The organism is Streptomyces sp. NPDC015139 (genome assembly GCF_043079785.1).
Taxonomy (GTDB): Bacteria; Actinomycetota; Actinomycetes; order Streptomycetales; family Streptomycetaceae; genus Streptomyces; species Streptomyces albidocamelliae.
This window is the reverse complement of sequence record NZ_JBIBUW010000001.1, coordinates 974,986-987,606: the sequence shown is the minus strand read 5'-3', so window position 1 is coordinate 987,606 and position 12,621 is coordinate 974,986. Positions and strand designations below refer to the sequence as shown.

The 12,621-nt window shown below is 72.5% G+C and carries 14 protein-coding genes and 1 pseudogene; 8 read left to right on the top strand and 7 right to left on the bottom strand.

Translation table 11 applies throughout. The features are described 5' to 3' along the window. Positions 1-94: 94 nt before the first annotated feature. Positions 95-1,303, top strand: coding sequence for a hypothetical protein (locus ACF08B_RS04380; RefSeq protein ID WP_392315990.1), 1,209 nt, complete (start codon positions 95-97; stop codon positions 1,301-1,303). A gap of 64 nt (positions 1,304-1,367) precedes the next feature. On the opposite strand, the gene ACF08B_RS04375 is transcribed toward ACF08B_RS04380, so the two are convergent. Next, complete coding sequence (locus tag ACF08B_RS04375) at positions 1,368-1,850, bottom strand: carboxymuconolactone decarboxylase family protein (RefSeq protein WP_392315989.1); 483 nt, start codon at positions 1,848-1,850, stop codon at positions 1,368-1,370. Positions 1,851-1,973: 123 nt separating this feature from the next. Here ACF08B_RS04375 and ACF08B_RS04370 point away from each other — a divergent pair, with 123 nt between their 5' ends. After that, the gene (locus ACF08B_RS04370; protein ID WP_392315988.1) at positions 1,974-2,963 is read left to right on the top strand and encodes a pirin family protein; all 990 of its coding nucleotides are present in this window, start codon (positions 1,974-1,976) and stop codon (positions 2,961-2,963) included. 100 nt (positions 2,964-3,063) lie between these two features. Here the strand turns inward: ACF08B_RS04370 and ACF08B_RS04365 are convergent, their stop codons facing one another. Next, positions 3,064-3,930, bottom strand: coding sequence for an alpha/beta fold hydrolase (locus ACF08B_RS04365; RefSeq protein WP_392315987.1), 867 nt, complete (start codon positions 3,928-3,930; stop codon positions 3,064-3,066). A gap of 111 nt (positions 3,931-4,041) precedes the next feature. On the opposite strand from ACF08B_RS04365, the gene ACF08B_RS04360 reads away from it, so the two are divergent. Next, positions 4,042-4,641 carry a TetR/AcrR family transcriptional regulator gene (locus tag ACF08B_RS04360; RefSeq protein WP_392315986.1) on the top strand — a complete coding sequence of 200 codons (600 nt, stop codon included), beginning with the start codon at positions 4,042-4,044 and terminating at the stop codon, positions 4,639-4,641. 31 nt (positions 4,642-4,672) lie between these two features. Here the strand turns inward: ACF08B_RS04360 and ACF08B_RS04355 are convergent. Continuing rightward, positions 4,673-5,281: pseudogene (locus tag ACF08B_RS04355) on the bottom strand (DinB family protein); the annotation flags it as partial. Between the two features lie 168 nt (positions 5,282-5,449). Next, on the bottom strand, positions 5,450-6,157 hold the full coding sequence (locus tag ACF08B_RS04350) for a GPR1/FUN34/YaaH family transporter (protein WP_392315985.1): 708 nt from the start codon (positions 6,155-6,157) through the stop codon (positions 5,450-5,452). Between the two features lie 389 nt (positions 6,158-6,546). Between ACF08B_RS04350 and ACF08B_RS04345 the strand changes: the two genes are divergently transcribed. Then, on the top strand, positions 6,547-7,320 hold the full coding sequence (locus tag ACF08B_RS04345; protein WP_392315984.1) for a polysaccharide deacetylase family protein: 774 nt from the start codon (positions 6,547-6,549) through the stop codon (positions 7,318-7,320). A 197-nt stretch (positions 7,321-7,517) separates the two neighbouring features. On the opposite strand, the gene ACF08B_RS04340 is transcribed toward ACF08B_RS04345, so the two are convergent. Further along, positions 7,518-8,006, bottom strand: a complete 489-nt coding sequence (locus ACF08B_RS04340) for a GNAT family N-acetyltransferase (protein WP_392315983.1) — start codon at positions 8,004-8,006, stop codon at positions 7,518-7,520. A 202-nt stretch (positions 8,007-8,208) separates the two neighbouring features. On the opposite strand from ACF08B_RS04340, the gene ACF08B_RS04335 reads away from it, so the two are divergent. Both ACF08B_RS04335 and ACF08B_RS04330 read left to right on the top strand, forming a co-directional pair. Then, positions 8,209-8,976, top strand: coding sequence for a calcium-binding protein (locus tag ACF08B_RS04335; protein ID WP_392315982.1), 768 nt, complete (start codon positions 8,209-8,211; stop codon positions 8,974-8,976). A gap of 149 nt (positions 8,977-9,125) precedes the next feature. After that, positions 9,126-10,136 (top strand): aminoglycoside phosphotransferase family protein, encoded by a 1,011-nt coding sequence (locus ACF08B_RS04330; protein ID WP_392315981.1) that lies wholly within the window; start codon positions 9,126-9,128, stop codon positions 10,134-10,136. Between the two features lie 7 nt (positions 10,137-10,143). Here ACF08B_RS04330 and ACF08B_RS04325 read toward each other — a convergent pair whose 3' ends face one another. Both ACF08B_RS04325 and ACF08B_RS04320 read right to left on the bottom strand, forming a co-directional pair. Further along, a complete protein-coding gene (locus ACF08B_RS04325; protein ID WP_392315980.1) occupies positions 10,144-11,034 on the bottom strand; it encodes an SDR family oxidoreductase in 891 nt (296 codons plus the stop codon). Positions 11,035-11,133: 99 nt separating this feature from the next. Next, complete coding sequence (locus ACF08B_RS04320; RefSeq protein WP_392315979.1) at positions 11,134-11,316, bottom strand: hypothetical protein; 183 nt, start codon at positions 11,314-11,316, stop codon at positions 11,134-11,136. Positions 11,317-11,560: 244 nt separating this feature from the next. On the opposite strand from ACF08B_RS04320, the gene ACF08B_RS04315 reads away from it, so the two are divergent. Next, positions 11,561-11,941: a hypothetical protein gene (locus tag ACF08B_RS04315; protein ID WP_392315978.1), complete on the top strand. Its 381-nt coding sequence runs from the start codon at positions 11,561-11,563 to the stop codon at positions 11,939-11,941. Positions 11,942-12,050: 109 nt separating this feature from the next. Next, positions 12,051-12,542 carry a DUF6083 domain-containing protein gene (locus tag ACF08B_RS04310; RefSeq protein WP_392315977.1) on the top strand — a complete coding sequence of 164 codons (492 nt, stop codon included), beginning with the start codon at positions 12,051-12,053 and terminating at the stop codon, positions 12,540-12,542. Positions 12,543-12,621: the final 79 nt, after the last annotated feature.

Below are 12,621 nucleotides of genomic sequence, written 5' to 3'. Positions count from 1 at the left end.
CGATTCATACGCTTATCGGCCTTATTGTTCCCGATGAGAGGGCCACCGGCCGGGGTGCACAACGCGTCCGCAGCGGACGCGGGTTGGGATGGCGATGAGTGGAATCAGCCGCCGGGGCCTGGCACGCCTCGGCCTCGGTGCCGGTATCGGCGTGGCCGCCGCGGCCTGGGCCGGCTGCGGAGGACCGGGCGACTCCCCCGCGGGAGCGGGCGGCCCGGGTGCGGCGACCCGGCTGATCGGGGACGGCTCGACCTCCTACACCGGGCCCCAGCCGCACCAGCCGGACCCGCCCGTGGCCCTCGAACCCGGCGAGACCCCACCGCAGTTCGTGGTGTTCTCCTGGGACGGCGCCGGCGAGATCGGCACGGGCCTGTTCCCCCGCTTCCTGGAACTCGCCCGGACCCACCGGGCGCACATGACCTTCTTCCTGTCCGGGCTCTATCTGCTGCCGGAGGAGAAGAAGCGGCTGTACCGGCCGCCGAACAACCCGGCCGGCGCCTCGGACATCGGGTACCTGACCGGCGCCCACCTCAAGGACACGCTCAGGTACGTGCGCGAGGCCTGGCTCGACGGCCACGAGATCGGCACGCACTTCAACGGGCACTTCTGCGAGGGTCCGGGATCGGTGGCGAACTGGGGCCCGGGACAGTGGCGTTCGGAGATCGAGCAGGCCCGGTCCTTCGTCAAGTCCTGGCGCACGCACACCGGCTGGCACGAGCTGCCGCCGCTGCCCTTCGACTACGACAGGGAACTGATCGGCGGCCGCACCCCGTGCCTGCTCGGCCAGGAGAACCTGCTGCCCGCCGCGCGGGAGCTGGGCTGGCGCTACGACGCCTCGTCGCCGGGCGGGATGCAGCTGTGGCCGAGGAAGCGGGGAGGCGTCTGGGACCTCCCCCTGCAGAGCATCCCGTTCCCCGGGCACTCCTTCGAGGTGCTCTCCATGGACTACAACGTCCTGGCCAACCAGTCCAGGAGCACGACGCGCGCACCCTCGTACAACTACCCGTACTGGCGCGCCCAGGCGACCCAGTCCTACATGGCGGGGTTCGACCGGGCCTACGAGACCAACCGGGCGCCGCTGTTCATCGGCAGCCACTTCGAGCAGTGGAACGGCGGCATCTACATGGACGCGGCCGAGGAGGCGCTCCGGCAGATCGCCCTCCGCCCGGACGTGCGCCTGGTGTCGTTCCGCCAGTTGGTCGACTGGCTCGACGCCCAGAACCCGCGCGTCCTCGCACGACTGCGCACCCTGGAGGTCGGCCAGAAACCGGAGGGCGGCTGGGCGGAGTTCCTGCGCGCCTGAGGCAGGCGAAGTGCGCCTGGTCATCCGGGAGATGACGGCGCCATCGGCCCGGAACGACGGCCTGTCACCCCTCCGGGCGGACCGGATGCCGGCTCATGATCGAGACCCGGTTGAACGCGTTGATGGTGACCGCCACCCAGATCACCGCCGCCGTCTGGTCGTCGGTGAGCACGTCGCGCGCGGCCGCGTACGCGGCGTCCTGCGCGGTTGCGTCCGCGGCGGCGGTCGTCGCCTCGGCCAGGGCGAGGGCGGCCCGCTCGGCGGGGGTGAACACCTCGGTGTCCCGCCAGGCGGCGAGCACCCCGAGACGCTGCGGGGTCTCGCCCGCCCGCAGCGCGGCGCGGGTGTGCACGTGCAGACAGTAGGCGCACCCGTTGATCTGGGAGACGCGGAGGTTCACCAGCTCCACCAGGGCGCGGTCCAGTCCCGCCTCGGCGGCGGTCGTGCGAACCGCCTCGGACGTCTGGACCAGCGCGTGGTACGCCTTGGGGCTCTGCTTGTCGATGTAGATCCGCCGGGTGGCGCCGGCCGGGACGGGACTGGTCAACCTGGACTCCTCCGGGTGTCGTGGCCGGCCCCCCGCGCAAGCGGATGCGCGGAGCCGGGGCAAGGGTTATGCTCGCGGATAATTGTTGAAACTAAAACTATCATGGATGGGAGGTGGGCTCGAATGAGCAACACCGAGACGAGGCCCGCCGAGATGCTGTGCGGCTCCCCCGCCGAGCGCGAGCGGACGGGCGCCGACGCCCCGGTCGAGGTGCTCACGCCGCGCGACGTGCCGCTCGGCGGCCCCCGCGCGATGACGGTACGCCGTACGCTGCCGCAGCGGGCCCGCACCCTGATCGGCGCCTGGTGCTTCGCCGACCACTACGGCCCCGACGACGTCGCCCACAGCGGCGGCATGGACGTCGCCCCGCACCCGCACACCGGACTGCAGACGGTGAGCTGGCTGTTCGGCGGAGAGATCGAGCACCGGGACAGTCTGGGCAGCCACGCCCTCGTACGGCCCGGCGAGCTGAACCTGATGACCGGCGGCCACGGCATCGCCCACACGGAGGTGTCCACGCCTCGCACGACCGTGCTGCACGGCGTGCAGCTGTGGGTGGCGCTGCCCGAGGAGCACCGGCACACCGCCCGGGACTTCCAGCACCATGTGCCCGAGCCGGTACATCTCGACGGCGCCGTACTGCGGGTGTTCCTGGGCTCCCTGGCCGGCGCGGTCTCGCCGGTGCGCACCTTCACCCCGCTGCTCGGTGCCGAGATCGTCCTGGAGCCGCACGCCACGCTCACGCTGGCGGTCGACCCCGGCTTCGAGCACGGCGTGCTCGTGGACGAGGGCGACGTCCGCGTCGGCGGCACCCCGCTGCGGCCCGCCGAGCTCGGCTACGTCCCCGACGGCTGCGGCACCCTCGACCTCGCCAACGCATCGGACGGCCCGGCCCGCGTCGTTCTGCTCGGCGGCCCGCCGTTCGGCGAGGAGATCGTGATGTGGTGGAACTTCATCGGCCGCACGCACGAGGACATCGTCGAGGCGCGGGAGGACTGGGAGAAGGCCACCGAGCGCTTCGGCGCCGTGCACGGCTACCCGGGTGAGCGGCTGCCCGCGCCCGTGCTGCCGAACGCCACGCTGAGCCCGCGCGGCAACCCGCCCCGTCACTGACCGGCCCGTACGGGTACCCCTGAGCCCCCCCCCGGCGCGCCGAGCCCGGCCGACTCCCGGGCCGGCCGCCGTTCCCGAGGCGTCCGGTGCGCCGCCGGTCTCACTCCTCGCCGTACCCGCCCCCCTCGCCCGGCAGCGGGTGAGCCTCGACGAAGCGCCGGATCTCCGCCGTGAGGGCGCCGGGGTTGTCCAGCTGGACCAGTGTGCGCGCGTCCGGGATCTCCACGTAGCGGGAGTCGGGCAGGAGCCCGGCCAGCCGGCGTCCGGTGGCAGGCGGCATCATGCGGTCCTCCGCGCCCCAGGCGACCAGGGTGGGCCGGGTGAACGCCCGTAGGTTGCCGGCCGCCTCCAGATAGCAGTCCTTCCGGGTGGAGCGGAGGAACTTGGCCAGGTCGCGCCGGATATGACGGCTGGTCAGCAGGGGGCGGTACCAGCGAGCGATCAGCTCCTTCGGCAGCGGCCGCTTCGCCATGCCGCCGAGCGAGGTCTCCATTCGCGCCAGGAACGGGAACCGGAAGGTCTGGACGAGGAGGAAGAGCCCGCCGGGGACCCGGCCGGCCGCGCACAGGAGCCGTCCCTGGAGACCCGGCGGATAGTTGTCCAGCGCCTCACAGGAGGTGAGGACGAGCCGCGCGATGCGCTCGTCCCGTACTCCGACCAGGAGTTGGGCGGTTCCCGCGTCGTTCTGGACGAGGGTGACGTCGTTCAGTTCCAGCCGGTCCATGAACTCGGCCAGCAGCCGGGCGACGCCGTGCGCGGAGAGGTCGGCATCGGGGCGCATCGGGCGCCGATGACTGCCGATCGGCAGGACGGGCACCAACACGCGGAAACCGGCGCCCAGTTCGGCTACGACGTCGGCCCACACCGACTCGTCGAAGCCGAGGCCGTGGGCCAGGACCACCACCGGGCCGTCACCTCCGGTGTCCTCGTAGTCGATCGTTCCCGCGCTCAGCTCGATCTCCGGCATGCCCGCCTCCGACCCCGTCCCGCTGCCCGACTCCCACTGGATAGATCGTTCTAGTGACAGAATAGGCACCGACCGCCTTACGGCGACAGTGGCTCCGCGGAGGTGTCCCCCTTGAGCGACGGCAAAGCCGCCGGCACCCATGAGACCCGGCAGCGCATCGTGACCGCCGGTACCGAGCTGTTCCGGCGCACGGGGTACACCGGCACGGGCATGAAGCAGATCGCCGGGGCGGCCGGTGCGCCCTTCGGGTCGATCTACCACTTCTTCCCCGGCGGGAAGGCCCAGCTGGGCGAGGAGGTGATCCGTACCTCGGGCGCCGTCTACCTGGAGCTGATCGCCGAGCTGACGGCGCCGTACGCGGACCGGGTCGCGGCCACCGCGGCGGCGTTCACCGCGGCGGCCGGCACCCTCGCCGAGCTGGACTTCGCCGATCCGTGCCCCATCGCGACCGTCGCCCTGGAGGTGGCGAGCACCAGTGAGCCGCTGCGACAGGCCACCGCCGACGTCTTCGGCAGCTGGATCGACCACCTCGCCGACTACTACGCCGGAGGGGGCGTCCCCGAGCCGGCCGCCCGGGACACGGCGAGCTCGGTCATCGCCCTGCTGGAGGGCGCCTTCATGCTCGGGCGCGCCACGCGCAGCACCGCACCGGTACTCGCGGCGGGCGGGGCGGCAGCCGCCGTGGTGCGGGCGGCACTGGACGGGGTGTGACACCGAGCCGAGTCCGCCAGCCCTGCCTGCCCGCCCGGTGGAGGTCGCGGAGCAGAGCGATCTCCGCTCCGTGGTGCAGCAGCTCCTGGTTGACCCACCACACGATGTCCAGGAAGGGTTCCTCGGCGTCACTGCCGTAGGGGTAGGCGCAGTGGCCGACGGTGTCCAGCGCGGTGTCGTCGGCGCTCAGCAGCGTCCGCCGCCATGCGTCTGCGGCCGACTCGAAGGCGGAGACGGCACCGGTGGCGTCCCCGCTGACGGGGTGCTCGTCCCGGGTCGCCGAGCGGCTGCCGGAGGTGTGGTCGGCGCGCAGGGCCAGCATCTCGGTGAGGTGGCTGAGCCGCCAGGCGATGGTGGTCACCGGCGGCGGCCAGGGGTGCGGGTAGGGAGCGGCGTCGCGTCCCCACGCACCGCCGCCGGCCAGGAAGGACGCCCGCGGCCCCGGTCCGTCGGCACGCCGCCGTACCGACCAGCAGCCGGGCACGGGTTCCCAGAGGTACTCGTCGTCGGTCACCGGTTCGACCCGGGTGCCGGTGCCGTCACCGCTGTCCATGACGGGCCCGCTCAGCCGGCCGACCAGCCGCTCGCGCGCGAAGTCGAACTGGGCCAGCAGCGGAAGCAGCCGGGGCGGTGTCGTCATCGGACGCTCCTGGGTGGACCTTGAGTGGACGGACGGTCCCGGGCCGGGGGCGGAATCCGGCCGGCCGGCCAGCCTGGCACGCCGGAGCCTGCTCTCGCTCCCGGTTTTCCCGGTACGGCGCGCCGCTCCGTGCGTCCCGAGGGCGAATCCGGGGCCCTCCGCGCGTGCTCACAGCTGCCGGCGCACCCCGGCCTCCCGTTCCGCCTGGTCGAGCTGGTGGCCCAGGTCGCCCTGGAGGGACGTGCGGGCCCTGCCGCGGCGGCCCAGCGGGAGAACGGTCCGCTGGGCGCCGTCCTCCAGGAGCAGGGCCAGGCCGCCGTACAGGGCGAAGGACGCCAGCGCCACGCCGGTCCAGCCGGCCGCGGTCAGCAGGACGGCCCCGCCGCCGGCCTCGTACACGCCGGTCAGGACGAAGCGGCCGGCCCCGATCAGCAGCAGCACACCGAACAGCGGTTTGCCGCGGAGCGCGGCGACACAGAGGACCAGCATCAGCGGGGCCACGCTCAGCAGGAACACGGCCATCGCGGGGCTCCGCTGCCCCGGCGGCCCCGACAGGGTGACCAGCGAGGTACCCGCCCAGGTGCAGCCCAGCACGGAGAGCGCGGTGGCCGCCCCGCCGTCGCGGGCCAGGAACGCGAACGTCCCGGCCAGCAGCTGGAGGGGAACCACGAACACCAGCACCAGGAGCATCAGCGGCCGGGTCTGGTCCAGGGGCACCCAGTGCAGCTGCGCGGCGCTCAGCAGGACGCTGCCGGTACCGAAGGCGAAGAAGCCCAGCGGCAGACTGCTGGCCAGCGGCCTGAGCATGATCCTCGTCAGGGCCTCGGGACGCGGCGGCCCGCCGGCCGTGCCGTACGTCCGCGCTGCTGGTGACATCCGGATCACTCCGTCCCTCGGGCCCGTGCCGTCGTCCGACGTCGGTCGTGTACGTCACGGGGTACCCCGATGGCGGCGAAGCCCGCGTCGGCACGTGCGGACGTACGGCGGGCCGATGCCCACTCCCGGCAGACCGGGGCCCTGCGCCGGGGCCCTGCGCCACCCCTCGCCGGGTGGGCCGACGGACCGGGCGCCTCCTCACAACGGAGCACCTGGCTCCGCCTGTTACCGGCAATCGGCCCCCGTAGGCCGAGCCCGCCGGGGGTTCTTCGCGGAAGCGCCGCGGAATTGTCCGTGATCTGTAACAGAGGGATCCCCGGTTCCCTTCTGCCCGTCCTGACTGATGCACGGGAATGAACCGACGGACACGGCACAGGGGCGGGGCGGACATGGCGCGGCATGGTGGCGGGCGGGGATGGTACGGCCGGGTGGCCGCGGCGGCGGTCGGGGTCACCGCGGTGGCCGCCGCCACCTCGGTGTGGACCGCGCAGGCCGGGCAGACGGGCGGCGGGTCGGGAACGAGCGCGGGGGCGCGGCCCGCCGCGTCGAAGCCGGCGGCGGTCTCCCCTGTCATCGCCCACTCCTCGGACAAGGGCGCGCACGCGGTCAACATCACCATCGACGACGGCCCGGACCCGCAGTGGACGCCGCAGGTGCTCCAACTGCTGCGCGACAACGGTGTGAAGGCCACGTTCTGCATGGTCGGCACCCAGGCCGAGGCCCACCCGGACCTGGTCAAGAAGGTGGTCGCGGCCGGGCACCGGCTGTGCGACCACACGGTGTCGCACGACACCACGATGGACACCAAGTCCCAGGCCTACCAGAAGCAGCAGATCCTGAAGGCCGAGCAGCAGATCACCAAGGCGTCCGGTGGTGTGCGGCCGATGTACTACCGCGCGCCCGGAGGTGCCTTCACCCCCTACAGCCGGCACCTCGCGGCCGAGCGCGGGATGCGGCCGCTGGGCTGGAACGTGGACTCCAAGGACTTCGAGCGGCCGGGCACCGACGCCATCGTCACCACCGTCAAGACCGAACTGACCAACGGGCCGACGATCCTCTTCCACGACGCGGGCGGCGACCGCTCGCAGACCGTGGCCGCCCTGCGCACCCTGCTGCCCTGGCTGAAGCAGCAGGGGTACTCCTTCGGCTTCCCCGTGCGCTGAACACACCTTCGTCCCGGTGAATGCCGGGGGAATCCGTGGTCGTCGCATTCCTGGGGCGGATGTCCGCTCCCAGGACGATGCCTACGATGAGGCTGTCCCGGCGGCGCCCGCTCGGCCGCCGGGACAGCCGATCCTGAACGTTTCGGGGAGGCTCGACCTCCGCCCGACGTGACCCGGGCCGGGAACTCCCGGAGTCGTCATTCCGAAGGGATGCGGAACTCGAATTCGGGCCGGTCCCACGGTACGGCGGGCGGGTTCGCGAGCGCGGTCCCGGTCCGCAGCGCGCCGACGCGGTGGTAGAAGTTCTCGGCGGGAACGTGCGACACGACCAGGACGCGTTCGAGCCCGGCGGCACGGGCCTCGGACCGCATGTGCGCGACGAGCAGTCGCCCGATCCCCCGTCCTTGCGCTTCGTCGGCGACGAACAGCAGGTCGAGCTCCGGCGGGGCGAGGACAAGCGAGTAGAACCCGAGGACCCGGTCTCCCTGCGCATCGGCGCCGACGGCTACGAAGACGCGGTGGGCCTCGATGTAATCAGGGCCCACCCGGTAGCCCTCGACTGCGGCCGCGTACTTTCCCTCGTAGGCTCCTGAGCCACGTACGAGCCGCGTGAGCCGTTTGGCATCTCGCGCGACGGCCCTCCGTATCGTGATCGGCCGACTGGTCGGGGAAGCCGATGAACTCATCAGGAGAGTATGTCGCACCGTGGGGTGCCTCCATACGACGGGTCGGCTGCTCGGCTGAGCGTCTGTGCCGTGGCCGAGGTGTCGCGCAGGAGGCGGCTCCGCGGAGCCTGCGATGACACGTACAACCAATCCCTCACGTGGATGGTCTTCTGCACGCCCGGACTCCATGAGCGGAGATCCGGCTCACCGTTCCTGGAGAACCATGCACATCCGTACGGCCGCGGCCGCCACCGTCGGCAGCCTGGCGCTGATCACCCTCAGCGCGCCCGTCGCGCAGGCGGACGATCACAAGGGCGACACCGTCTTCACCTCGGTGACCTTCAGCAGGACCACCGTCAACGTCGGCACCAGCAAGCCCCAGAAGCTGACCGTCACCGCCACCGCCAAGGACAACTCCGGCATCCGGAACATGTACGGCCTCAAACTGGTGAGCTCCGACAGCCGCTTCCAGTACGCGAAGTCGTCGACGTGCAGCCACCCCACATCGACGACCATGAAGTGCACCTGGACGTACAGCCTCGAGTCCGACCTCACCGACTACGCCGACCTCCGCAACAGCTCGGCCGGCACCTGGCACCTCGATGTGGAGGCCGCCGCCAACGACGGCGACTTCTACACCCTCGACAGCAGCGCCACCGTGAAGATCAAGCGCTTCGCCAACCTGGCAACCACCCAGGCGACGCCCGAACCGGTGGCCAAGGGCCGAACGCTGACGGTGACCGGCGCCCTCACCCGGGCCGACTGGAACACCAACACCTACACCGGCTTCGCCGCCCAGACGGTCGCCCTGCAGTTCAAGAGGTCCGGCGCCTCGGCGTACACCACCGTCAAGACGGTGACCACCGACAGCGCGGGCAGGCTCAGGGCGACGATCACGGCGAACACCTCCGGCACCTGGCGCTGGCACTTCGCCGGAACGGGGACGACCGGCTCGGCGACGGCGACCGGCGACTCGGTCGCTCTGAAGTAGGGCCTCTCCCGACGCGGCTGACAGGGGGCCGACCCACCGAGAGGAGGCCGGCCCCCTCGATCGCCGCCTCGGCCGGGCGGAGACGAGCGCGGTCGGCGCCGCACGCAAATCAGTGGTCCCACGGTCGGCCGGGCTGCTGGAATGGCGCGATGCGGCAAGCACAGTCGATGATCCTGGACCGTGGCGCGTACCCGGACGCGGTGACTCCCTGGGAGCGGGAGACCTGGCGCGTCTCCGCCCTCGCCTGGGTGGAGGACGGACTCGCGGCGCACGGTCTGCGCGGGACCGGCGGGCTTCGGGTGCGGCTGCGGCCGTGGTCGGTGCTGGTGCGGGTGCCCGTGAAGGGGCGGAGCGTGGTCTGGTTCAAGGCGAGTCCGCCGGCCGCCGCGTTCGAGGGCCCGCTGACCGCCGCGCTGGCCCGCTGGGTGCCCGAGGACGTGCTGAAGCCGCTGGCCGTCGACGCCGGGCGCGGCTGGACGCTGCTGCCCGACGGGGGTGAACTGTTCCGCGACCTGCTCGCCCGGGAGCCCGTGGCCCCGCGGGTCTGGGAGAGCCTGCTCGGCCGGTACGCGCGCATGCAGCACGCCCTGCTGCCCTACGCGCGGGAGATCGAGCGGCTGGGCGTACCGGCCGCCCGGACACGCGACCTTTCCGAGGTGTTCGGCAGGCTGCTCGACGGTGCCTCCGCGCTGAGCCCGGACGAACGCGCGCGGCTCGACGCGCTCCGGCCACGGGTCGCCGAGTGGTCCGCCGAACTCGCCGCCCTCGGCATAGGGGACACACTCGATCACGCCGACCTGCACGACGGCCAGCTGTTCTGCCCGGCGCCGGGCCGGTTCACCTTCTTCGACTGGGGCGACGCGACCGTCTCCCACCCGTTCTGCAGTCTGCGGATACCGGCCGAGCGAGCGGTCGACCGGTACGGGCCGGGGGTGCTGCCCCGGCTGGTCGACGCCTATCTGGAGCCCTGGACCGGCACCGGCCGCACGGCGGCCGACCTCCGCCACGCGGTCGGGACCGCCTGGCGCCTGAGCGCGCTGGGCCGCGCCGCGTCCTGGGGCCGTATGTTCCCCGATCCCTCCGGCGTGGCTCCCGAAGCCGGACAGAGCGCGCGGTGGCTGCTCGAACTCCTCAACGATCCGCCGCGCACCGTGACATGAGGTGACGTCAGGGCAGTGGCGTGCCGCCCGTCACGTTGAGGATCTCGGCGGTGACGTAGCCGGCCTGCGCAGAGGCCAGGTAGACGTAGGCCGGAGCCAGTTCCGCGGGCTGCGCCGGCCGGCCGAGCGGACTCCGCTTGCCGAACTCCCGGGTGTCCGGCAGGGTCGACGGGATGAGCGGCGTCCACACCGGCCCGGGTGCGACCGCGTTGACCCGGATGCCGCGTTCGGCGGCCATCTGCGCCAGCCCCTGGGTGAAGGTGACGATGGCGCCCTTCGTCATCGCGTAGTCCAGCAGGTGCGGGCTCGGCTTGTACGCCTGCACGGACGCGGAGTTGATGACACAGGCGCCGGAAGGCATGTGCGGTAGGGCGAACTTGGTCAGCCAGAACATGCCGTACAGGTTCGTCCGCAGCACCCGGTCGAACTGCTCGGTGGTGATGGCCTCGATGCCGTCCGGCTGGGACATCTGATAGGCGGCGTTGTTGACGAGGACGTCGATGCGGCCGAACTCGGCCACCGCCCGGTCGATCAGAGCGCGGCAGTTGTCCTCCTCACGGATGTCGCAGGCCACGGCGACCGCCTTGCGGCCGGCGTCCTCGACCAGCCGGGACGTCTCGCGGGCCTCGTCCTCCTCTTCCGGGAGATGGGTGAACAGCACGTCGGCGCCCTCCCGGGCGAAGGCGAGCGCCACCGCCCGGCCGATGCCGGAGTCCCCTCCCGTGATCACGGTCTTGAGGCCGTCGAGACGGCCGGCACCGCGGTAGGACTCCTCGCCGTGGTCGGGCGGTGGGTCCATCGGGCCGGTCCAGCCCGGATGCGGCTGGTCCTGGGAGGGGAAGTCCGGGCGGGCGTGCCGGGTGACCGGGTTCGGCCGGTCGGCGCGCGGGTGTGTCACGACGGCCTCCTGTGTCTCGGGGGACGGGACGGCCGGCCGGGTTCCCGGATCACGACCGCCGAAAAGCCGGCGGCCAGAGGGGACCGTCGCAGGTCGGGGTCAGGCCGTGGGGGCGTGCCGTCCCATGGCGCGCATCCGGTCCCTGCGGGCGATGTTGTAGAGCCGCAGAAGATGCTTGGCCACGGCACAGGGCGCGGCATCGACATGGCACTGACGGCAGGTCCGCATGTGCTGTTCGTAGGTGAGGCGCGCGTTCTCGAACGCGTCATCGACAGAGGGCATGGACATCTCCGGGCCGGGCGCGTCGGAAGACAGCGCCGAGTTGACTGACTGGTGCAACCGAAGACAAGGTGATCATGTTACTTGCGGTACTGGGAAACTCGCGGGAGAGCCCGGTCCGGGAACGGTCCGCGCAGCCGCCCGACTGGTCCGTCTGCTCCGGCTGCGCCATCGTGCGCACCCCGGACGGCTGACCTCCGCGAGGGGCGCGGGCCGCGTTGTCAGTGCCCCCTGCGACTGTGGACACATGACGCCCACCACCGTGGAAGCCGCCCCCGACACGCTGGTCGAGGTGCTCCGCCTGCCGGTGTGGAACACCCTCGCCCAGCGGGCCGACAGCATCCGACACACACTGCCCCCACGTCCCGAGACGGTCGTGGAGAGGCTCGTCTGGCTGCGGTCACTGACACCCGAGCAGGCCCGCCGCGCGGCCCTCCTCGACCACCTGGACGCCCTCTGCGGGCACATCGCCGGGCACCCCGCGCTCGGCTACCGGGCCGACGACCCGTTGCCGGACGCGGCCCTTCAGGAAGCCGAGGGCTACAACCGGCAGCTCACGGCGCTCATCGCCGCCTACCGGGCGGCCCGCCGGCATCCGCCCACACGCGGCGGCGGAGTCGACGGCTGAGGTCCGGGAGGCGCCCAAGGAACCGTCAGGTACCTCAGCGCCGCCCTGCTCCCCGTGCTCCCTCGATGCGCCCTGTGCGCACCGGACCGGAGCCCGCACGCTCGACGGTATGGGCGAGACCGACAGCATCGTCCCGTTTTCCGTACCGGGACCGGACGGAGTCCGCGTGCCGGCCGTCGGCACCCCGCGGCCGTGGGAGGCCGCCGACCGTGCCCAGGCGGCTCGCGACGGCGCCACCGGACCGGAACCGCCCGGCCCCCCGGTCTGCCCCGAATGCGGGCTCGCGGGGGAGCGCCGCGCCACCTACACCGGGCAGCACGTCCTCCTCCAACCCGGCCGGCCCGTGCCCGCCCACCTCGTGCCGGGCGGGCACCGCTGGCATGTCGACGGCAACGGCGTCGCGTGGAACGGCGGCCAGGACGAACCGCCCCCCGGGGCGACGTGCCGGATTCCGCACCGGCTCGTCTGCCCGGGACTCTCCCTGGACGAGATCCGGCCCTGGAGCCGGCTCGCCGAGGTGCGGGAACACAACGCCCTGTCGGCACGGCGGGAGGCCGACGAGGAGGCCGTACGGCGGACGCGGCTTCCGGACGCCGGGTGACGGAGAGACCCACGGTTTCCGGACGCCGGGTGACGGAGGGACACCGGCGGACACTGCCTCCCGGTGCGGTGAGACCGGC